The 21,944-nt window shown below is 70.9% G+C and carries 14 protein-coding genes; 7 read left to right on the top strand and 7 right to left on the bottom strand.

Annotation, left to right across the window (positions count from 1 at the left end):
• Together SROS_RS39215 and SROS_RS39220 are read right to left on the bottom strand one after the other, a co-directional pair.
• Entirely contained in the window at window positions 1–1,407 is a 1,407-nt protein-coding gene (locus SROS_RS39215; RefSeq protein WP_043653852.1) for a hypothetical protein, read from the bottom strand.
• Between the two features lie 110 nt (window positions 1,408–1,517).
• The gene (locus SROS_RS39220; RefSeq protein WP_012894517.1) at window positions 1,518–1,703 is read right to left on the bottom strand and encodes an NAD-dependent epimerase/dehydratase family protein; all 186 of its coding nucleotides are present in this window, start codon (window positions 1,701–1,703) and stop codon (window positions 1,518–1,520) included.
• Between the two features lie 180 nt (window positions 1,704–1,883).
• Between SROS_RS39220 and SROS_RS39225 the strand changes: the two genes are divergently transcribed.
• Window positions 1,884–2,660 (top strand): glycosyltransferase family 2 protein, encoded by a 777-nt coding sequence (locus tag SROS_RS39225; RefSeq protein ID WP_218919755.1) that lies wholly within the window; start codon window positions 1,884–1,886, stop codon window positions 2,658–2,660.
• Window positions 2,661–2,708: 48 nt separating this feature from the next.
• On the opposite strand, the gene SROS_RS39230 is transcribed toward SROS_RS39225, so the two are convergent.
• Window positions 2,709–3,320 carry a TetR/AcrR family transcriptional regulator gene (locus tag SROS_RS39230; RefSeq protein ID WP_012894519.1) on the bottom strand — a complete coding sequence of 204 codons (612 nt, stop codon included), beginning with the start codon at window positions 3,318–3,320 and terminating at the stop codon, window positions 2,709–2,711.
• Window positions 3,321–3,401: 81 nt separating this feature from the next.
• On the opposite strand from SROS_RS39230, the gene SROS_RS39235 reads away from it, so the two are divergent.
• Entirely contained in the window at window positions 3,402–4,595 is a 1,194-nt protein-coding gene (locus tag SROS_RS39235) for a DUF418 domain-containing protein (protein ID WP_012894520.1), read from the top strand.
• A gap of 164 nt (window positions 4,596–4,759) precedes the next feature.
• A complete protein-coding gene (locus SROS_RS39240; RefSeq protein ID WP_012894521.1) occupies window positions 4,760–5,143 on the top strand; it encodes an ArsR/SmtB family transcription factor in 384 nt (127 codons plus the stop codon).
• A gap of 45 nt (window positions 5,144–5,188) precedes the next feature.
• Here SROS_RS39240 and SROS_RS39245 read toward each other — a convergent pair whose 3' ends face one another.
• On the bottom strand, window positions 5,189–6,658 hold the full coding sequence (locus SROS_RS39245; RefSeq protein ID WP_148269351.1) for a protoporphyrinogen/coproporphyrinogen oxidase: 1,470 nt from the start codon (window positions 6,656–6,658) through the stop codon (window positions 5,189–5,191).
• Between the two features lie 143 nt (window positions 6,659–6,801).
• Here SROS_RS39245 and SROS_RS39250 point away from each other — a divergent pair, with 143 nt between their 5' ends.
• Window positions 6,802–8,742 carry an N-acetylmuramoyl-L-alanine amidase gene (locus tag SROS_RS39250; protein ID WP_012894523.1) on the top strand — a complete coding sequence of 647 codons (1,941 nt, stop codon included), beginning with the start codon at window positions 6,802–6,804 and terminating at the stop codon, window positions 8,740–8,742.
• A 193-nt stretch (window positions 8,743–8,935) separates the two neighbouring features.
• Here the strand turns inward: SROS_RS39250 and glgP are convergent, their stop codons facing one another.
• Window positions 8,936–11,518, bottom strand: a complete 2,583-nt coding sequence (gene glgP, locus SROS_RS39255; protein WP_012894524.1) for an alpha-glucan family phosphorylase — start codon at window positions 11,516–11,518, stop codon at window positions 8,936–8,938.
• 355 nt (window positions 11,519–11,873) lie between these two features.
• Between glgP and SROS_RS39260 the strand changes: the two genes are divergently transcribed.
• From SROS_RS39260 to SROS_RS39270, 3 genes are read left to right on the top strand one after another with little or no spacing between them, the layout of a single operon-like run.
• The gene (locus SROS_RS39260; protein ID WP_012894525.1) at window positions 11,874–14,060 is read left to right on the top strand and encodes an alpha-1,4-glucan--maltose-1-phosphate maltosyltransferase; all 2,187 of its coding nucleotides are present in this window, start codon (window positions 11,874–11,876) and stop codon (window positions 14,058–14,060) included.
• 45 nt (window positions 14,061–14,105) lie between these two features.
• The gene (treS, locus tag SROS_RS39265; protein ID WP_012894526.1) at window positions 14,106–15,809 is read left to right on the top strand and encodes a maltose alpha-D-glucosyltransferase; all 1,704 of its coding nucleotides are present in this window, start codon (window positions 14,106–14,108) and stop codon (window positions 15,807–15,809) included.
• A 4-nt stretch (window positions 15,810–15,813) separates the two neighbouring features.
• Window positions 15,814–17,127 (top strand): maltokinase N-terminal cap-like domain-containing protein, encoded by a 1,314-nt coding sequence (locus tag SROS_RS39270; protein WP_012894527.1) that lies wholly within the window; start codon window positions 15,814–15,816, stop codon window positions 17,125–17,127.
• A 62-nt stretch (window positions 17,128–17,189) separates the two neighbouring features.
• Here the strand turns inward: SROS_RS39270 and SROS_RS39275 are convergent, their stop codons facing one another.
• Together SROS_RS39275 and SROS_RS39280 are read right to left on the bottom strand one after the other, a co-directional pair.
• A complete protein-coding gene (locus tag SROS_RS39275) occupies window positions 17,190–19,637 on the bottom strand; it encodes a M14 family zinc carboxypeptidase (protein WP_012894528.1) in 2,448 nt (815 codons plus the stop codon).
• 280 nt (window positions 19,638–19,917) lie between these two features.
• Window positions 19,918–21,870, bottom strand: coding sequence for a serine hydrolase domain-containing protein (locus SROS_RS39280; protein WP_169369477.1), 1,953 nt, complete (start codon window positions 21,868–21,870; stop codon window positions 19,918–19,920).
• Window positions 21,871–21,944 lie beyond the last annotated feature (74 nt).

A 21,944-nucleotide genomic window follows, 5' to 3' on the forward strand; every position in this document is an offset into this window, starting at 1 on the left:
TTAGTCCGGTGTCCGGCATTTCTGTGTCCGGGAGATCACGCGAGAGGAGAGATACGGCGTGCCGTACGCGACCAGCAGGACGGACGCGAGCACCCAGGCCAGGTGGAGCGGCCAGAAGCCGGTCCAGCCGAGCCGGTAGTCGGGCAGGAGGTTTCCCAGGAGCCGGTGGAGCGGGGAGCCCGCCTGTCCGAAGCCGCTCACCCATGTGACCCTCCGGGCGTACCCGTCGGCCAGCAGCCACGCGTAGTCGGCCAGCCCGGCCACGCCGAGCCCGAACCCGGCCCGGCGGAGCCACCCCGGCCCGCCGGCCAGCAGGACCAGGATGAGCAGCACGGCCGGCGGCAGCACCACGACGGTCTGGCGGCCCGGCCACCAGTAGCCGTGCATGGTCAGCGCGACGAAGGTGGCGGTCAGCCACCCGGCGGCCAGCGGGAGCAGCAGCACCGCGCCGTACGGGCGCGGGCGCCGGAGCGCGAAGCCGGCGGCGGGCAGGAGCAGCAGCCACGCGGGCTGCCAGGCCGCCAGGCCGTACCCCCTGTCGACCATCAGCCCGACCAGCCGTACGGCCCGGCCCGCGTAGTCGGGGGCGAAGCCCATCACGCCGAACTCGCCGGACTCCTGGAAGTGGTCGCCGCTGGCGTAGACGGTCCAGCCGCCCCAGACGAGGCGGTGGATCCCCAGGTAGACGGCGCCCATGACGGCGAACCCGGCGGTGAGGCCCAGGAGCCGGCGGCGATCGGCCCGCAGCCGCCACAGGCCGAGGATCGCGAGCGCGGCGGCCACCGGGGCGTATTTGACCGACAACCACGGCAGCGCGGTGACCGTCAGGCCGAACACCGCGACGGCACGCGGTCCCGTGGCGGGCGGGCGGCCGGTCGGCGGGGCCGCTCCGGCGAAGGCGGGCCCGGCCAGGACGGCCACCGCCGCGAGGGTGGCCAGCGCGGCCGGGATCTCCGGATAGACCTGCTGGCCGTAGACCGCGAGGGGGGCGGCGGCCGAGGCGAGGAGCACCCCCACCGTGGCGAGTCTCGCGGGGACGGCGAACCGGCGCACCGCCGTCCACAGGGTCAGCGCGGCGAGCGCCCCGGCCATGAGCGCCATGACGGCCTTGGCCGCGATCCAGCCCCCGAGCCCCATCGGTACGGCCAGCAGGATCGGCAGCAGCGGATCGTGCGGGCTGATCTGCGTGCCGCCGGGGAGCACCTCGGTCTGCACCGGCAGGGCGTCGGTCCCCGCCCACGGCATCCAGCGGCCCTCGTCCAGCTCGTCGGTGATGTCGAGGTCGAGGTCCTCGAAGATCGACAATGCGGTCAGCAGGTACTGCGGCTCGTCCACCGCCACGTGCGCGCCGAACCGTGCCCGCACCCCGATGCCGAGGAGGGCGGCCACCGTACCGACGACCGCCACCAGGACCGTCCCCGCTGCCGGGACGGGGCGCCCCGGCGGATCGGGCGGGAGACTCGCCGTGCCGGGGCGGGGGGGACCCGTGGCGGCGGTTCCGGCGGGCGGGATGTCCCTCACGCCACCTCCAGCAGGGGGCGGGCGGCGACCTGGCGGCGGACGGCGTCGTGGCGGTCGGCGGTCAGCACTGTCAGCCCCAGCCGCGGAGGCTGGGGAACGCGGTCGATGCCGACGGCCTTCTCACCCGAATCGACAAGCATCCGGGTCAGCATCCGGCCGATGAACCCGGAGGCCCCGGTCACGATGGACGACCCCCCTGCCCTTTCCTCTAACTCACTAAAGGCAGCCTAACCTCACTAAGCTGAGGCGCAAAGCTTCCAGTGAGGACCCCATGCCCGCGTCCTCCCTGGTCAGGGCGGTTCGCCGAGGTCTTGGGCCGCGCTGCACGTGTCCCTGCCCGGCAGCTCGGAGGTGTCGTGCCCGTGACTCCCACCAGGCTCAGGCTGCCCCGGGTGCTTCCCGCCCGGCCGGTCCCCCTGCCCGTCCCCCCGGACGCGCCGGTCGTCGCGTTCATCCCGGTCCACAACGAGGAGGCGACCGTCGGGGAGGTGGTCAGGCGGCTGCCGGCCTCGGTCGCCGGGCGGCGGGTGGTCACGATCGTGGTGGACGACGGGTCCACGGACGCCTCGGTCCCGCTCGCGCGGGAGGCGGGGGCGACGGTCGTGTCCCAGCCGGGGAACCTCGGGCTGGGGGCCGCGGTGCGGCGGGGGCTGGCGGAGGCGGTACGGCTGGCCCCGGCGGCGGTCGTCTACCTGGACGCCGACCTGGAGTACTTCCCCGAGGACATCGAGCAGGTCGCGGGCCCGGTCCTGACCGGCGAGGCCGACTACGTGGTGGGCTCCCGGTTCGCCGGGACCATCGAGCGGATGCTGGCGCACCGCCGCTTCGGCAACCGCGTGCTGACCGTCTGGGTCCGCTGGATGACCAGGCACGACGTCACCGACGGGCAGAGCGGCTACCGCGCCTTCTCCCCCTCCGCGGCCCGCGCCGCCGAAGTGATCCACGACTACAACTACGCCCAGGTCATCACCCTGGACCTGCTGGCCAAGGGCTACCGCTACCACGAGGTCCCGATCCGCTACGCCTTCCGCGCCTCCGGCGAGTCCTTCGTCAAGCTGGGCCCCTACCTCCGCAAGGTCGTCCCCGCCGTCCACCGCGAGCTCAACTCGCCCCAGGTGCCGCCTTCCTCAATGCCGTAGGCGAACTGGCGGCGCAGGTGCCCGGGGGGCGGCGGCCGTCCCCCGGACTCAGATCCCAGGGGCACGGCTCCTGCCGAGTCCGATCGCGGGCAGGATGGCCTGGTCGACGATGGCTTCCAGCTCGGCGGCAGCGAGGGGCCTTCCGGTGTCGAGCAGTCGCTTGGTGACGAGGGCTTCGCCTATGTCGACCACGACCGGAGTGAGCAGGTCGGCGGGGAAGTGACCACGTTCGGCGTAATGCCGGAGCACGGTGCTGGTGAAAGTGCCGCCCCGATTGGCGAAGACCCTTTCGAACAGCGCCTCGGAAACCTGTGGCGCGCCCTTGGGGTCGGTGAGGATGGCCGCGACCGCGCGACCTGCCGGGCTGAGTGCCCACGTGACCATGAGTTGAAGGGCCCGGATCAGATCGCCGCGCAGGTCGTCCGCTCCGGGGGTCGGTTCCTCTACGGGGTGCATGTGGTAGAGCGCGTCCAGGAGCACCTCGACGGGGTCGGACCAGCGGCGGTACAGCGTGGTCCGGGCCGTCGCGGCTCGCCTGCCGATGCCGTCCATGGTCAGGCGTCCGACCCCGACCTCCGCCACCTCTTCCAGCACCGCGGTGTAAATCGCGTTGGTCAACTCTTCGCCGCGCCGCCGGGTCCGCCCGTTGAGATCGCCCACAATCGCCCCTTGTTTAGCTACAAGCTTGTAGCTTATTTTAGATACAAGCTACATTCGTGTATCTAATTCTAGGGGATTTCCATGTCCATCGCCCCACCGGCCTCTGCGCAGCGGGCCGTACCGCTCGCTCAGCGATCCCTGGCCCCCGATCTCGCGCGGGGGCTCATGCTGCTGCTCATCGCGCTGGCCCACGCGCACATGTACCTGTCCGGCCACCAGCCGGGCTTCCGCGGCTACGCCCTGGACGGAGGCCCCGTCGACCGGGTGGTGGCCGGGATTCAGATCCTGCTGGTGGACGGGCGCGCACTCCCGATGTTCGCCGCCCTGTTCGGCTACGGACTGGTACAGCTCACGAACCGGCAGTCCGCCGCGGGCAGGAGCTGGCCGCAGATACGGCGGGTGCTACGAGCCCGGAGCCTGTGGCTGCTGGCGTTCGGGTTCTGCCACGCGCTGCTGCTGTTCTTCGGCGACATCCTGGGCGCGTACGGCCTGGTCGGGCTCGTTCTCGTCGGATTCATCCGGCGTACTGACCGCGCCGTGCTGTGGGCCGCCGGCGTCGGACTGGTCCTGCACGTCATCGTGCTCGCCCTGTTCGGGCTGCTCACGGTATTCGCCGAGAAGGGTGACACGCCCGCCGCGACGGCCGACCCGCTCGAGGCGACCGTGATGCGGCTGATCGGCTGGTCCGCGATGACGCCCACCTACTTCGCCGTGAGCGTCGTGCCGGCCTTCCTCCTCGGGATCTGGGCGGCACGCCGCCGCCTGCTGGACGAGCCGGGCCCGCACCGAGCGCTGCTCTCCCGGATCGCGACCATCGGCGTGGGCCTCGCGATCGTCGGCGGGCTCCCCTTGATGCTCGTCGACACGCGGCTCTGGACCCCCGCAGCCGCGATCTCCGTGCCCGCGTACGTGCTCCACAGCCTGACCGGCATCGCCGGTGGCCTCGGGTACGCGGCGCTGATCGGGCTGATCGTGGAGCGGATGCACCGCAGGAACGGCCGGCGTTCCATGACCACCGGGTGGGTGACCACCGCCCTCGCCGCGTGCGGCCAGTGGTCACTCACCTGCTACCTGCTCCAGTCGGTGATATTCGTCGCGGTGTTCGCACCGTACGCGGGCGGCCTCGGTGCCCACGTCGGCGACGCCGCCGCGTCCGGCATCGCCGTGGTCACCTGGTCGACCACCGTGCTGCTCGCCGCGCTGCTCGCCCCCGGGGGGCGAAGGGGACCGGCCGAGGCCGCGCTGCGACGGCTGACGTACGGTTCCGTCCGGTGACGTAGGGCCCGTGCCGACAGGTCGGGCGAGAGTCCGCACGGGCCGGAACACCGCTCAGGCCCATCCGCCGGTCACGGCCCGCTTCCCCGCCCCCTCACGCCCGCGGCCGGGCATGAGGCACGCGGCATCCACGACGTCTAAACTGTTCGACGGAGGTCGATCACATGAGCGCACGATCAGCATCGGACGGCCCGTCAGACGCGGACGGCCCGCCGGGATCTGCGCGGGCCCGGAACCTGACCCACGTCCATCCGGCGGACGTCCCCCTGCAGGCCGCCCTGGACGCGGTCGCCGATCCGGTGCGCCGGGCGATCCTGTGCGAGCTCGCCGGGGAGCCCGACTGGACACGCGCCTGCGGCACCTTCGACCTGCCGGTCGGCAAGGCGACCCGGAGCCACCACTTCGCGGTGCTGCGCCAGGCGGGTCTCATCGAGCAGCGCGACGCCGGTCCACGCCGGGTCAACCGGCTGCGCCGGCCCGAGTTCGACGAGGCGTTCCCCGGCCTGCTCGACCTCGTGCTGAAGGAATCACCGCCCGCGGGCGGATGACCCGGAAGGCGATCCGCCTCGCGGACCTCACGGGTCTCGCCGGGGTCAGTCCTCGACGACGTGTCCGGCGAAGCGCCCGCGGGCGGCCCGCCAGGCGGAGCCGTCCCAGCCCGTCTCGGTGAGGGAGTCGACGGCGTCGTAGCCCATGGCCATGGCGTGGTGGGTGTTGTCGTGGGCGAACAGGCCGAGGCGACCGAAGGTGGTCACGTCCGGGATCGTCCCGGCCCAGGCGTCCAGGCCGGCCAGGTGCTCGGCGTAGCCGGTCGCGTAGATCGGATAGACGTATGGCACCCGCCGTACGACCACCCCGGCCAGGTCGACCGGCGGGAGCCCGGAGCGGGCCAGGGTCTCGTGGACGACGCCGGAGAAGTCGCCGGTGGCCCAGATCTCGTCGCCCGCCGCACAGGGGATCTCGAAGCAGAGCACGGTGCGGTCGCCGGGATCGTCGGCGCTGGTCCGGTAGTTGGCGGGCTCGGAGATCCGCGTCACCGGCGTTTCGGGGCCCGGCAGGTAGTGCGCGTCGAACGGCGTCCACCGCCCGCCCTCGTGCACCGCGTAGACCAGCACCATCGCCCGGAACCGCAACCGCCCGGCCGCCTCGGCGACCTCCGGGGCGGGACCGGGCTCCACCAGCCGCGCCAGAGCGGGCATCGGGATGGTGGAGAACACGTGCCCGGCGGTCAGCCGGGCCTCCGCCGTGGGATCCGCGTCCGGCGCGGGGTCCCGGGATACGGCCCCTCCACCGGCCCCGGGCCCCGATCCACGACCCGGTCCCGGTCCCGGTGAGGTGTGCAGGACGACGGCTCCGGCCGCGGGCTCGATCCGCGTGCAGGCCGTACCGAGGCGGATGTCCGCTCCGGCGGCGGCGGCCGCGTCGGCGAGCGCGTCGGCGATCTGGCCGAAGCCGCGGCGGGGGTAGTAGAAGATCTTCCCCTGCCCGCTGGACCGTCCCCGGAGGATCCGGCGCACGATCTTCCACGGGCTGTCGGCGGTGACCCTCCTGCGCGCCTGGTCCCCGTCGATCTCCTCGCCGGGCAGCCCCCACAGCTTGAGCGCGTACGGCGCGTAGAGCGCCTCGTAGAGGGCGGGGCCCAGGCTCGCCCTGAGCGCCCCGGCGTAGGTGCCGCCGCGGCCCGCCCCTCTCAGGGGGGCCGTCAGCGCGTCGCGGGCCACCCCCGCCAGCAGCCCCGGAGGCAATCGTTTCGCCAGTTCCGCGGGTTTCAGCGGGAAACCCACGTAGCGGTCTGCGATCCTCAGGCGTCCGTTGCGGGACCGTCGCTGGAGGTCGTCACCGAGGAGCCCGCGCAGGTCTGCCAGGAGGTGCGGCGGGGTGGCGGGGTGCAGGCGGTGGCTGCCGTGGTCCACCCGGACGCCGGAGACCTCGAAGCTCGCCGACAGCCCGCCGACGTGGTCGGCCCGCTCCAGCACGGTCACCGACAGCCCGCGCCGGGCCGCCCGCCAGGCGGCTGCCAGCCCCGACGGTCCGGCGCCCATCACGACGAGATCCGAGCTCATCCCCATAACGGCTCAACGTTACCGAGGCCGCGTGGTGAAGAAATTCTTCTCCGACTGTCACAAATATGAAGAAACTTATTGACATCGCGATCTTAACTTCGCAGTCTGACTGCATCGGATCCCCCAGCCGAGGAGCAACCCCCATGCAACGACTCACGCCGCTCCGCATGACGGCCGCGGCCGTCATCGCCGTCGGCGGTCTCGCCCTGATACAGCCGGCGTCGGCCGCCCAGGCGGCCCCCGACGACCGGCAGGCGGCCTTCGCGGAGGCCGCCAAGGCCTACGACGTGCCGGAGAGCGTCCTGCTCGGCGTGTCCTACCTGGAGTCACGGTGGGACGCCAACGCGGGGCGGCCGAGCAACTCCGCCGGGTTCGGCCCCATGCACCTCACCGACGCCGCCGCGCTGAGCGACCTGCCCGCCACCGACCACCACGGTCAGGGCGAGGAGGACCCCCGCGGCGACGACGGCCGCCCTCTCGCGGTCACCGCGCAGCCGGCGGCGCCGGCCGAGATCCCCGCCTCGCTCAGAACGCTGGAGAAGGCCGCCGAGCTCACCGGCGCGAGCCGTGACGACCTGCGCGCCGACCCCGCCGTGAACATCCGCGGCGGCGCGGCCCTGCTGGCCGACTACCAGAAGCAGCTCGGCGCGCCCCTCAGCGCCGACCCCGCCGAGTGGTACGGCGCGGTCGCCCGCTACTCGGGCGCGGCCGAGGCGGAGGCGGCGAAGTTCTTCGCCGACGAGGTGTACGCCACGATCCAGGCCGGCGCCGAGCGGGTCACCGACGACGGGCAGAGGGTCGGCCTGAAGGCGGTGCCCGACCTGAAGAAGTTCGAGAAGTGGCTGGAGAGGCTCGGCCTGCGCCGGCCCGGCCGCGACGGCGTCGAGTGCCCGCCCACGATCTCGTGCGAGTGGATCCCGGCGCCCTACCAGGCCCTGCCCGACGACGACTACGGCAACCACGACCTGTCGAACCGGCCGTGGAACCAGAAGATCGACTACATCGTCATCCACGACATGGAGGGCTACTTCGGCCCCTCGGTGGACCTGGTGCAGAACCCCGCGCGGCCCGCGAGCTGGCACTACTCGCTCCGTTCCAGCGACGGCCACATCGCCCAGCACCTCAAGACCAAGGACGTCGGCTGGCAGGCGGGCAACTGGTACGTCAACGCCAAGTCGATCGGGCTGGAGCACGAGGGCTTCCTCGGCGAGGGCGCCGCCTGGTACACCGAGGCGATGTACCGCACCTCGGCCAAGCTGGTGCGCTACCTGGCCATGCGGCACGGGGTCCCGCTGGACCGCGCGCACATCATCGGCCACGACAACGTGCCGGGCACCCTGCCGACCACCGTGCGCGGCATGCACGAGGACCCGGGGCCCTTCTGGGACTGGGCGCGCTACTTCGAACTGCTCGGCAAGCCCCTGCACGCCTCCGGCGGCCCGAAGGCGCAGTCGGTGATGATCCTGCCCGACTACGCCAAGAACCAGCCCTACTACTACGGCTGCGACCGCAAGAACCCGACGGCCGACTGCGCGCCGCACGGCTCGTCGTCGATCTGGCTGCGCACCGAGCCGCGTGAGGACGCCCCGCTGGTCAAGGACATCGGCAAGCACCCCACCGGCGACTCGCTCTACAGCGTCTACGACCACAGCGCCCGCGCCAACACCGGCCAGCGCTACGCTCTGGCCGAACGCCAGGGCGACTGGACGGCGATCTGGTACCTCGGCCAGAAGGCCTGGTTCCACAACCCCGCCGCCCAGCCCACCGCCGTCCCCTCCCGCGGCCTGGTGGTGACGCCCAAGCCGGGCCTCGCGACCGTGCCGGTGTACGGCAGGGCCTACCCCGAGCCGGAGGCCTACCCGGCGAACGTGCCGGTCCAGGCGATCACTCCGCTGCAGTACACCTTCTCCGCGGGCCAGCGCTACACCCTCGGCCTCGCCGCCCAGGGGGAGTACTACAGGGCCGTGACCTTCGACGCGTCCCAGCACGTGGTGGTCCGCGGGAAGCTGAAGTACTACCAGATCCAGTTCGGCCACCGCGTGATGTTCGTCAAGGCCGACGACGTCGTGGTCTCCCTCGCCTGAGGCGACCGCGGGCGATGACGTGAGCAGGCAGGGGAGGCCGGGGCGTGAGCCCCGGTCTCCCCCGGCCGGTTTCCGGGCCTGTCGGCCTGTCGGCCGGGCGCTCCGGCCCGGCTCCCCGGCCGGCGGGTCTCCCAACCCGGTTCTCCGGCCGGCCCGGCTCCCCGGCCGAGCGGCCGTCCGGTTCCCGGCGGCCTCAGCGCAGGGTGCCGTTGGTCATGCCGGCGGGCTCCTCCGGGACGGCGACCAGGCCGAGCTCGGAGGGGGACGCCACGAGGGGATGGTCGGGGACGACCCGGACGGTGTAGCCGAAGGAGCCGGTGCGGTCCAGCGGGATGCTGCCGCTGAACACCGCCTTGCCGTCGTCGCCGTCCGCCTCAAGGGTCAGGTCCGCGTAGGCCGGGCCGACCAGCTCGTCGTGGAGCCCCACCAGGCCGTAGGCGGCCTGGACCCGGATGTCTCCGGGCTCCAGCTCGCCCAGGGCGATGGTCGCCCGCAGCTCCAGGGCCGCCCCCACCTCGGGGGTGTCCCCCAGGTTCGAGGCCTCCACGTGCTCGACCCGGACCCCCGGCCACGCCTGGCCGACCCGCAGCTTCCACGCGGCGAAGCTCTTGGCCGGCTCGTATCCGTCCGCCAGCAGAGCACGCGCGGACTTGGCCGCCGGGGTGTAGAGGTCGACGACGTAGTCGCGGAGCATCCGCCCGGCGAGGACCTTGGGCCCGAGGGAGGTCAGGGTGTGGCGGACCATCTCCAGCCAGCGCAGCGGCAGGCCGTCGGAGGCGCGGTCGTAGAACCTGTCGGCCACCTCGTGCTCGATCAGGTCGTAGAGCGCGCCGGCCTCCAGCTCGTCGCGGCGGTCGGGGTCGGTGACGCCGTCGGCGGTGGGAATGGCCCAGCCGTTGGTGCCGTCGTACCACTCGTCCCACCAGCCGTCGCGGATGGACAGGTTGAGGCCGCCGTTCAGCGCGGCCTTCATGCCCGAGGTACCGCTCGCCTCCAGCGGCCGGATCGGGTTGTTCATCCACACGTCGGAGCCCTGGACGAGGAGCTGCCCCAGGGCCATGTCGTAGTCGGGCAGGAAGACGATGCGGTGCCGCACGTCCTCCCGGTCGGCGAACTTCACGATCTGCTGGATGAGCTTCTTGCCGCCCTCGTCGGCCGGGTGCGCCTTGCCCGCGATCACGATCTGGACCGGCTTGTCCGGGTCAAGGAGCAGCTCGCGGAGCCGGTTCTGGTCGCTCAGCATCAGGGTCAGCCGCTTGTAGGAGGGGACCCGGCGGGCGAACCCGATGGTCAGCACGTCGGGGTCGAGGGCGTCGTCGATCCAGCCGAGCTCGGCGCGGGAGGCGCCCCGGTCGAGCCAGGACCGGCGCAGCCGTGCGCGTGCGGCCTCCACCAGCCGCGCGCGCAACTGCCCGCGGATCCCCCAGATGTCGGCGTCGGAGATCTTGTTGACGCCCTCCCAGCCCTGGGCCCGCTCGACCAGCGTGGGCAGCTCCCTGCCGGCCAGCTCCATGATCTCGCGGCCGACCCAGGTGGGCGCGTGCACGCCGTTGGTGATCGAGCCGATCGGGACCTCGTCGGCGTCGAACCCCGGCCACAGGCCCTGGAACATCTCCCGGCTGACCGCCCCGTGCAGCTCCGAGACCCCGTTGACCCGCTGGGCCAGCCGCATGCCCATCGCGGCCATGTTGAACTTGCCCGGCTCCTCCTCGGCGCCGAGCGCCAGGATGCGGTCGACCGGGACCGTGGGCCACGCGTTGTCGCCGCCGAACTGGCGGGCGATCATCTCGGCCGGGAAGCGGTCGATTCCGGCGGGGACGGGGGTGTGGGTGGTGAAGACCGTCCCGGCGCGGACCGCCTCCAGGGCCTCGTCGAAGGAGAGCCTGGTCTCGGTGAGCTCGCGGATGCGTTCCAGGCCCAGGAAGCCCGCGTGCCCCTCGTTGGTGTGGAACACCTCGGGCTCGGGGTGGCCGCTGACCCGGGAGTAGGCCCGGATGGCCCGGACGCCGCCGACGCCGAGCAGCAGCTCCTGCATCAGCCGGTGATCGGTGCCCCCGCCGTACAGGCGGTCGGTGACGTCGCGGGCGGCGGTGTCGTTCTCGGCGACGTCGGAGTCGAGCAGCAGCAGCGGGACCCGGCCCACCTGGGCCACCCAGATCTGGGCGTGCAGCGTGCGCTGCTCGGGCAGGCTGATCGCGACCCGCACCGGCGTGCCGTCCTCCTCCTTCAGGAGGGCCAGGGGCAGGCCGCCCGGGTCGAGGGACGGGTAGTGCTCCAGCTGCCACCCCTCAGGCGAGAGGGACTGGGTGAAGTAGCCGTGCCGGTACAACAGGCCTACCGCCAGGATCGGCACGCCGAGGTCGCTGGCGGTCTTGAGATGGTCGCCGGCGAGGATGCCCAGGCCACCGGAGTACTGCGGCAGGGCGGCGGCGATGCCGTACTCGGGCGAGAAGTAGGCGACGGCCCGGGGGGCGTCGGGGATGGTCTGGTACCACCTCGGTGCGGTCATGTATTCACGGAGGTCGTCCGCCGCGTCGGCGACCCGTCTGAGGAAGCGGCGGTCGGCGGCCAGCTCGCGGAGGCGACCTGCGTCGACCGCGCCGAGCAGCGCGACGGGGTCGTGGCCTACCCGTTCCCAGACGACCGGATCGACCTCGGCGAAGAGGTCGAGTGTCTCGGGATGCCACGACCAGCGCAGATTGTGCACAAGCTCGCCGAGGGAGGCCAGCTCCGGAGGAAGGACGGTGCGGACGGTGAACCTGCGGATTGCTCTCACGCTGCCAGACCCTAGTTACTCAGCGCCACGAGGGCGACCTCAACACTCACGCGTCTCCCCCTCACCGCTATCAATCAACCCCAAACACATCAAAGCCGGGTTGATCACACCTTCATGCAACTCGCCGGGGAGTAAGAGATCCCGCACTCTTCCGCCTACACGCATGAAGATGGACTATTGGGGCAACGCATCTATGGGCCGCAATGCCCCCGCCTCCTGGAACCGGCCGTCCACGCGGAGGCGGGACGCAGTCCTGCCCCCAGGCCGGTCACGGGGACGTTTGAAAAAACGAAGATCTTTTTTTGCCGACTTTTTTCCGGCGGTACCGGGCGTGCCGTCGCTACCTTGAGACGCGATGATCGGACGAATCCCAATCCAGGACATCCACCCCACGGTCGACTGCGGGCGCTACCCCGCCAAGGCCGCTGCGGGCGAGACCTTCGAGATCGCCGCCACCGTGTTCCGGGAGGGACACGACGCGGTGGCCGCCGGAGCCGTGCTCACCGGCCCGGACGGCGTGCGCGGCCCGCTGCTGCGCATGAGAGAGCTGGCTCCGGGCACCGACCGCTGGGGCGTCGAGGTGACGCTGCCCACCGAGGGCGACTGGCACTTCCGCGTCGAGGCGTGGAGTGATCCCATGGCCACCTGGCTCCACGACGCGGGCATCAAGATCCCGCGTGACATGGACGCCGAACTCATGTGCGAGGAGGGCGCCCGGCTCTTCGAACGCGCGGCCAGAGCCGTACGGCCCGCGGACTGCGGCGGCCTGAGCCGCAGGCCCGCGGCCGTGAAGGCGCCCGACGGCAAGGCGGCGGGCGGCAAGGCGGCGGGCGGCAAGGCGGCGGGCGGCAAGGCGGCGGGCAAGGCCGCCGGTACGGCCCCGGCCGGTTCCGCGGGACGGGAGGCCGTCGTGGAGGCCCAGGCGTGCGGGCACCGGGCCGCGCTGCTGTCGGTGGCGGCCAAGCTGCGCGACCAGGAGCTCGACCCGCGCGCCCGGTTCTCCCTGGCCCAGCTCCCCGAGACCGCCGAGCTGCTGCGCGCCCACCCGCTCCGGGATCTGGTGACCAGGTCGCCCAGGCGCGTGGTCAGGGTCGACCGGCGCAGGGCGCTGTTCGGCTCCTGGTACGAGTTCTTCCCCCGTTCCGAGGGCGCGATCGTCGAACGGGACACCGCCCCCAAGTCCGGAAATTTCACGACCTCTGCGAAGCGGCTGCCCGCCGTCGCGAAAATGGGTTTCGACGTCGTGTACCTGCCGCCGATCCACCCGATCGGCCACAGCTTCCGCAAGGGCCGCAACAACACCCTGACGCCCGAGCCGTACGACCCCGGCTCCCCCTGGGCAATCGGCTCCGAGGAGGGCGGACACGACGCCATCCACCCCGACCTCGGCACCTTCGAGGACTTCGACGCCTTCGTGGCCAAGACCCGCGAGCTCGGCATGGAGGTCGCCCTCGATCTGGCCCTGCAGTGCGCGCCCGACCACCCGTGGGTCAGGGAGCACCCGGAGTGGTTCAACATCCGCGCCGACGGCTCGATCGCCTACGCGGAGAACCCCCCGAAGAAGTACCAGGACATCTACCCGCTGAACTTCGACAAGGATCCCGAGGGCATCTACGCCGAGGTCAAGCGGGTGGTGCGGCTCTGGATGGACCACGGCGTGCGGATCTTCCGGGTGGACAACCCGCACACCAAGCCGGTGGCGTTCTGGGAGCGGCTGCTGGCCGACATCAACTCCACCGACCCGGACGTGCTGTTCCTGGCGGAGGCGTTCACCCGCCCGGCGATGATGCAGGCGCTGGCCAAGGTCGGCTTCCACCAGTCCTACACCTACTTCACGTGGAAGAACTCCCGGCCGGAGGTCGAGGCCTACCTGAGCGAGCTCTCCCACGAGACGTCACACTTCCTGCGGCCGAACGTGTTCGTCAACACTCCGGACATTCTCCATGAATACCTGCAACACGGGGGAGTCCCGGCATTTTATATCAGAGCTATCCTCGCGGCGACGGCGATGCCGACCTGGGGGGTATACGCCGGATATGAACTTGCGGAGAATGTCCCGGTTCGGCCGGGGAGCGAAGAATACCTAGATAGTGAGAAATATCAGTATAAACCGCGCGATTGGGTAGCGGCTGAGCGGGAAGGCCGTAGCCTCGCGCCCTTCATCACGCAACTTAATTTGTTCCGAAGAGCACACCCGGCGCTCCAGGAACTGCGTAACCTACGGTTCCATAGCGTCGACCATCCGGACGTGGTCTGCTTCTCCAAGCGGCTGCCCGGCGCCTACGACACGGCCACACGACGGCACGGCCTGGGCGATGTGGTGCTGACGGTCGTGAATCTCGATCCACACAACACCCATGAGGCGACGGTGTCCCTGGACATGCCGTCTCTGGGTCTCGACTGGCATGCCGAGTTCTTCGTCGACGACGAGCTGTCAGGCGAGTCGTATCGCTGGCGACAGAACAACTACGTGCGCCTCGATCCCCATATCCACCCAGCACACATCTTCACTTTGCGTGCCGCGACGGCGAACCAGCGGTGAGCCGGCCGGGTACGCGATACCGGCAGAACAGCGGGGAGTCCACTGGTGAGTCAGCTACCTGAGCCAATTCCGAACACCTTCGACGAGGAGAAGCCGCGCGATCCGTACTGGTTCAAGCGCGCTGTTTTCTACGAGGTGCTCATCCGGGGTTTCGCCGATTCCAACGGGGACGGCACCGGAGACATCCGCGGCCTCATCGACAAACTGGACTATCTCCAGTGGCTCGGCGTGGACTGCCTCTGGCTGCTGCCCCTGTACGAATCGCCGCTCCGCGATGGCGGCTACGACATCGCGGACTTCATGAAGATCCTCCCCGAGTTCGGTGATCTCGGAGATTTCGTCAAGCTGGTGGACGAAGCCCACAAGCGGGGCATGCGCGTCATCGCCGACCTGGTGATGAACCACACCAGCGACCAGCACCCCTGGTTCCAGGCCTCCCGCCACGACCCCGAGGGCCCGTTCGGCGACTTCTACGTCTGGAGCGACTCCGACGAGCTCTACAAGGACGCCCGGGTCATCTTCATCGACACCGAGACGTCCAACTGGTCCCACGACCCGGTGCGGGGCCAGTACTACTGGCACAGGTTCTTCTCCCACCAGCCGGACCTCAACTACGAGAACCCGGACGTGCAGGACGCGATGCTGGAGGTGCTGCGGTTCTGGCTGGACCTGGGCATCGACGGGTTCCGGATGGACGCCATCCCCTACCTGTTCGAGCAGGACGGCACGAACTGCGAGAACCTGCCCAGGACCCACGAATACCTGAAGCGGGTCAGGGCCGAGGTCGACCGCCTCTACCCCGACCGGGTGCTGCTGGCCGAGGCCAACCAGTGGCCGGCGGACGTGGTGGAGTACTTCGGCGACCCGGCGACCGGCGGCGACGAGTGCCACATGGCGTTCCACTTCCCGCTGATGCCGCGCATCTTCATGGCCGTCAGGCGGGAGTCCCGCTACCCGATCTCGGAGATCATGGCCCAGACGCCGAAGATCCCCGAGAACTGCCAGTGGGGCATCTTCCTGCGCAACCACGACGAGCTCACGCTTGAGATGGTGACCGACGACGAGCGCGACTACATGTACTCGGAGTACGCCAAGGACCCCCGGATGCGGGCCAACGTCGGCATCCGGCGGCGGCTGGCCCCGCTGCTGGAGAACGACCGCAACCAGATCGAGCTGTTCACCGCGCTGCTGCTCTCGCTGCCCGGTTCCCCGGTGCTCTACTACGGCGACGAGATCGGGATGGGCGACAACATCTGGCTGGGCGACCGCGACGGCGTCCGCACTCCGATGCAGTGGAGCCCCGACCGCAACGCCGGGTTCTCCGACTGCGACCCCGCCCGGCTCTACCTGCCGGTCATCATGGACCCGATCTACGGCTATCAGGCGATCAACGTCGAGGCGCAGCAGAAGAGCTCCGGCTCGCTGCTGCACTGGACCAAGCGGATGATCGACATCCGCAAGCGCCACCCGGTCTTCGGCCTGGGGGCGTTCACCGAGCTGAACTCCTCCAACCCGAGCGTCCTCGCCTACGTGCGCGAGTACGGCGACGACCGCATCCTGTGCGTCAACAACCTGTCGCGGTTCCCGCAGCCGGTGGAGCTGGACCTGCGCCGGTTCGAGGGATCGGTGCCCGTCGAGACCATGGGCGGAGTACCGTTCCCACCGATTGGCGAACTTCCGTATCTTTTGACGCTTCCTGGGCATGGGTTCTATTGGTTCACCCTGCCACCCGTAACCCAGGAGGCGTAAAGCCGTGTTGACGGAGCTCCTTACCGGCTGGATAACCCATCAACGATGGTTCGCCGGTAAGGGGCGGCCGATAGACGAGCTCGGCGTCGATTCCGACGTCGAGCTCTCCCCCGGCCTGCACCATCTGATCATCTCGGTGCGCCAGGGCGGGGCACACGACCGCTACCAGCTCCTGCTCGGCACCGACGGGGACGCCTCCGGGCGCTACAGCCACGCCCGGATCGGCGACGGCTACTACGACGCCGCCTACGACCCCGACCTCACCGGCACCCTGCTCGCGGGGATGGCCGGGGACCGCGACCTCGGCCCGCTCCGCTTCCGCCACCTGGAGGGGGTGGAGATCGACACCTCCCTGCGGAGCCTCGTGCTCGGCGCGGAGCAGTCCAACACCTCCCTGGTGTACGGCGAGACCTACATCTGCAAGCTGTTCCGCCGCCTGATCCCCGGCGTCAACCCCGAGCTGGAGATCGTCACCGCCCTGGCCCGGCACGGCGCCGGCCACATCGCGCAGCCGTACGGCTGGATCGAGACCGACCTCGACGGCGAGCCCACCACCCTGGCGATGACCCAGGAGTTCCTCGCCACCGCCAACGACGGCTGGGCCCTGGCCCTGGCCAGCGTCCGCGACCTGTACGCCTGCCTGGACTCCTCGGCCTCCGACGCGGGCGGCGACTTCAGCTCCGAGGCCTACCGGCTCGGCGTGGCCACCGCCGAGGTCCACCGCGAGCTGGCCGCCGCGTTCCCCACCGACGTGATGGAGTCGCAGGAGGTCAAGCAGATGGTCGAGGACCATCGCCGCCGCCTGGCCGGTGTGATCGAGGAGGTGCCGCAGCTCGGCCGGTACGCGCGGGTGGCCGAGGAGGCCTACCAGCGGGTCGCCGACGTGGTCTCCGAGATCCCCGTGCAGCGCGTCCACGGCGACTACCACCTCGGCCAGGTGATGCGCACGACCACCGACTGGGTCGTCCTCGACTTCGAGGGCGAGCCCGGCCAGCCCCTCGCCGAGCGCCGCGCGCTGTCCTCCCCGCTGCGGGACGTGGCCGGCATGCTCCGCTCGTTCGACTACGCCGCCCGCCACCTGCTGGCCGACCATCCCGACGCCGATGAGCTGCGCCCCCGGGCCGTCGAATGGGCCGAGCTCAACCGCTCGTCCTTCCTGGCCGGCTACTCCGCCGGCGGCGGCCGCCTGCACGCCGAGGACGCCATACTGCTCCGCGCCCTGGAGCTGGTCAAGGCCGTCTACGAGGTCGGCTACGAGGCCCGCAACCGCCCCTCCTGGCTCCCCATCCCCATGGCCGCCTTCCAGGTCGAACGGTAGGGAGTGCCCCTGCCGTTCCCGAGGCGACGGTTGTGATGGACCTACCGAGCCGCCGCGGGAGGTCAGCGGGGGTCGCGGACCTCCACCCTCTCCTTGCGGTAGTCGTCGCTCCCGCCGTCCGGCCTGTAGTCCTTCTCGACATTGCCGGCGATGTCCACGGCGAACCAGCGCACCTCGGTGGTCCTGCCGACCGTGATCCGCTGTGCTCCCTCACGTATCCCCGCGGCCGCGAGCTTGGGCGAGCTCAGCGTCGGACGGCTGCCGTCCAGCGTGTAGTAGACGTTGGCGGGCTCGTCGGTCTCGAACGTGAACGTGGCCGAGGTGCCGGTCCGGCCGGTCACCTTCAGATCCGACCCGGGACGGTCCCCGTCGTCGGCGAAGGACCGGGCGACCTCCAGGATGCCGATCTGGCCGCCGGCGAACTCCATCGCCTCCTCGTGCCCCTCGGCGAACCCCGGCTGGAAGCCGACCGCCTGGAACTGCTTGGTCGCCGGGTCGTAGACGTCCGCGCCGACCTCGAAGTCCCAGCCGATGACTCCGCGGTTGAACCAGTGCTCGTCGGAGCTGTTGCCGGCCGCGGAGTACAGCACGTCCGGCACCGCACCGGTGCGACCCGGCCAGATCGCCGTACCGCGCCAGGACTGGACCGCGGAGAGGATGTGGCCGGAGGCCTCCCAGAAGAAGTTCTCCATGCCGAGGTCGACCCGTGGCAGCAGCTCGCGTCCGGCCGGTCTGTACGCGCCTGGAGGCCACATGAAGTAGCCGCCGTAAGCGTGGGTGTTCATCGCGAACTTGATGTTCGGGTGGCGCCGGGTCAGCCAGACCTCGTTGCGCGCCTCCGGTTCGGACAGTTCCCTCGGACCGGCGAAGGTGTCACCGGTGCAGTCCGTCGAGGCGCCGCTGTATCCGTCGAATACGGAGCCGACCGAGAAGTTGCGGTTCAGGTCCACGCCCCAGGAGTTGCGCTGCGCCGGGTCCGCCGCGCCGGCCGCGCAGTGGTTGGTCATGTTGCGACGTTGGAAGTTGTAGTCGTACATGCTGTAGTGCGCGCCGTCCGGGTTGACCGTCGGCACGATGAAGATGTCGAGGTCGTCGACCAGCTTCCTGGTCCGCCCGTGGCGGGCGTAGTTGCGCAGGAGCCGCTCGGCGGTCTCCACGCAGACCAGCGGGGTCACCCACTCGCGGGCGTGCTCCTGGCAGTAGAGGAACACGCCGGTCTTCGAGCCGTCCCGTTTCTTCCCGATACGCAGCGCCTTCATCTGGAACGGGTCACGCGAGACGCTTGACGGCGCCTTCAGGCTGTCGGTCAGCCTCGTCGCCGGCGCCGCGGCGACCGTGCCGCCACCGGCGTCGCCCCGATAGGTGCCGGCGGTCAGCAGCGCCGATGCCTCCGCGTCGGCGCCGAGCGCGTCGACCACCTGCCGGGCGGTGCTGCTGATCGCGCCGGCCCCGTCCGTGGCGAGGTTGACCACGATGTCCTTGCCGGTGACCGAGACGCCGATCGGGGCGGAGGCGGCATCGGGCCTCACCAGGGCCACGCTGATGTCGTTGCCGCCCTCGTGTCCGTACGCCTTCGAGCTCACGTAGAACGTGCTCGCCGCGACGCTGCCGAACTGCGCCTGCGCCGCCCGGCGGTAGCCGTTCGTCCGGTACGGCAGATCGACGATCTGCGAGATCTTCGGAAACTCCCCGGCCAGCGTGGTGATCCGGTCGGTCACCTCGGTCGGGTCCATGTAGTGGTCGACGAAGTCCGCGACGTAGTGCCTGCCGGGTGCCTTGCGCCTGTCCCCCAGCCACCTGGCCACCGGGACCGTGACCGAGCCGCCCCGGCTGCTGGTGACCGTGACCCTGGCGGGAATCTCGGCGACGGACAGCGGCGAGTTGAACCGGTGGTACAGGTACTGGCCCGCGTCGGTGAAGCGCGACATCGTCGCGGTGCCACCGGAGCCGGGAGGCGTCCTCTTGCCGCTGTCCCAGGTGACGGCGAGCACCGTCTGCGCGTCGGTGGCGCTCGACTTCACCTCCACCGACAGGAAACGCCGGTCGCCGCGGCTGGTGAACCACTCGGCGCGGAGCGGGATCAGCGTGTCGGCCTCCGCCGCCGCTTCCGCCGCCGAAGCGAGCGCGGCCTGCCGGTCGGCCGTGTTCTCGGCGTGGTCGGCCTGGTCCGAGAGGGCGCCGCGTACGTCGAATCCCCGATCGCGCAGCCCCTGAGCCTCCTGAGGGCTCAGTACGGCGTGTACCTCGAAACCGCCGTCGACGGGTTTCCTGTACTCCGCGAGGTCGACTCCCAGGGCGTTGAGCCTGTCGATGCCGTCCTGGCCGGGGACGACGACGCGCAGTAGCGCCACGCCGTTCTGTCCGGTGCCGGACCGCCGGTCGGGCACGACCTCGCCGGGCGGCGGGGACGGATCGGCGAGAACGGGGATCGAGCCGAGGCCGAGGGCAACGGGCAGGGCGAGCACGACCGCGACCCGGCCGGCTCTCCTGCCGTCGGCAGAGCTCCTCATCGAGAATTCCTCCAGTTGGCGCCCGACCCCGGGCAGCGGCTCCCCCAGGAGAAAAGGCACAATTGGCAGGGTTTTTCTCTATAGGGAAAATCTTCACTAAGGCTCCAAATGCATTCATCCAGTGCATTCAGCGGCGCCAGTGAGAAGTTATGCGATTTATCCTCGGACCATATCGCTTGATACACGGTCACCTGCGGCTCAACACGGCAAGAACACCGCCGGAAATCACCTGTTCGGCAATCATTCGAACGGTCCGGGCCGCGCCGCCCGAACGCCCGTCTCAGCCGGCGGAGAACGGCAGGGCGACGAGGTTGTAGGACACGGCGACGGTGAAGAACCCCGCCCCGCCCAGCGCGACCAGCGTGTAGGACAGCCGTCCGGCCCACCCCCACCAGCCCTTCCACCAGGCGGCGACGGCGGCCGCCGACACGAGGATCGCGGACACGAGGGCCACGGCCGCGGTGACCTGCAGGGCGGCCGGCCACGGCGAGTCGAGCAGCACGGTGGCGGGGTCGGCCATGACGACGGCGAACCCGGTCAGGAAGGCGGTGACGAGCGCCCCGGTGATCCAGGCCAGCGACCGGGCCGCGCGGGCACCGGGCGTGTGCCGGGGGCGCCGTCCGAGGATCCGTACGGCCGCCAGGAGCGGGAACCCGAGGAAGGCGAGCACCAGCGCCAGTGCCCCGGCGCCGAGCAGGCCGAGGTGCGGTGCCGGGGAGTCGTACCAGGCGAGCTTCTCAAGGGTCTCCGCCGGGTTCGCCGAGGTGCTCAGCACCCCCTTGCCGTCGAAGGCGATCCGGTCCTGGCCGTCGCGTTCCGCGAAGAGGCCGGCCTGGATCCGGATCCAGTGCTGGGTCCGCCTGGCGGGGTCCGGCGACAGCCCGGTGGTCGTCAGGGTGCCGTCGGCGTTGGCCGACACGGTCGGTGCCGCCGACAGCGCGGCGACCTTCAAGAGGCTGGTCTGGCTGGTCCGGGCCGACCGATACGTTCCGGCGAACGCGGACACCTCGCCGGCGGCGGCGTCCCGCGCGCGGTCGGGCCGGGACACCTCGCCGCCGGCCGTGCCGTGCGTGCGGCGCCCCGTGTCGGGGAGATAGCGGTCGACGATCTGGTTGACGAGGGCGTTGCCGTCCCAGGGGGCCACGGTGTCCACCCCGTCGCCGTTGTAGACGACGTAGATCCCGACGCCCTCGTCGGGCAGCAGCGCCATGACGTTGTGGAAGCCGGGCACGTCGCCGTCCTTGTAGACCAGCCACCGGCCGTTGCGGGGGCGCTGCTCGAAGGTGTAACCCATGCCGGGCATGCGGGTGTCCTGGGTGTGGTGCTGCCGCTGCATCAGGCGGGCCACGTTCCGGCCGAGCCGGGGGTCGTTCCGCAGCTGGGCGAGCATGAACCGGGCCATGTCGGCGGCGGTGGTGGCGGGGCCGGTCCCGGTGGGGGTCCACGGGCCGTACAGGGCCTTCTCGACGGTGTGACCGTCCCCGGCGGGACGGTGGCCACGGGCGAGGGCGGCGTCGATCGCAGCCGGATGCGGCACCGCCACGGTGGTGGAGTCCATGCCCAGCGGCTTGAGGACGCGCTGGTCGACGTAGTGCGCGAACGGCTGCCCGGAGGCGATCTCGACGAGATGGCCGGCCAGCGCCAGGCCGTAGTTGTTGTAGGCCACGCGAGTGCCCGGCGGGCGCACCCGTCTCGGTTGCCGGTCGGCCACGCTGCGGCCGAGGGGGGCGACGGCCCGGGGATCGGTCGTGGCGAGCCCGACGATGTCGTCGTCGAATCCCGCCGTGTAGGTCAGCAGATGCTCAACGGTGACGGGCTGCCCGGGATAGGTGTCCTTGATCTTGAAGGCGGTGAGGTAGCGGTTGACGTCGGCGCGCAGATCGAGCCTGCCCCGCTCCACCAGTTGCAGGACGGCGGTGGTGGTGAGCAGCTTGCTCATCGACCCGGTGAAGAAGCCCGTACGGCTCGCGTCCACCGGTCTCCCGGTCGTGACGTCGGCGACGCCGTACCCCTTCGCGAGAACCGTCCGCCCGTCGGCGACCACGGCCACCGCCGCGCCGGGGATCCTGTCCCCGGCGAGCTGCGCGGGCACGATCCGGTCGACCAGCTCCTCGACGTCGTGCGGCTCGATCCGCGGTCGAGGCGCCGGCTCGGCCCCCGCCGGCATCTGGAATCCGGCCACCGCACCCGCGGCGAGCACCGCGGCGAGGATCTTCCTGACGCTCGTCTTCATGATGACAACGGTGCCGACCTGCGCATACGCGTCGCCAGTGTCACACACACCAACGGGATATGCAGAACACATAA

It is taken from the genome of Streptosporangium roseum DSM 43021, from assembly GCF_000024865.1.
Lineage (GTDB): Bacteria > Actinomycetota > Actinomycetes > Streptosporangiales > Streptosporangiaceae > Streptosporangium > Streptosporangium roseum.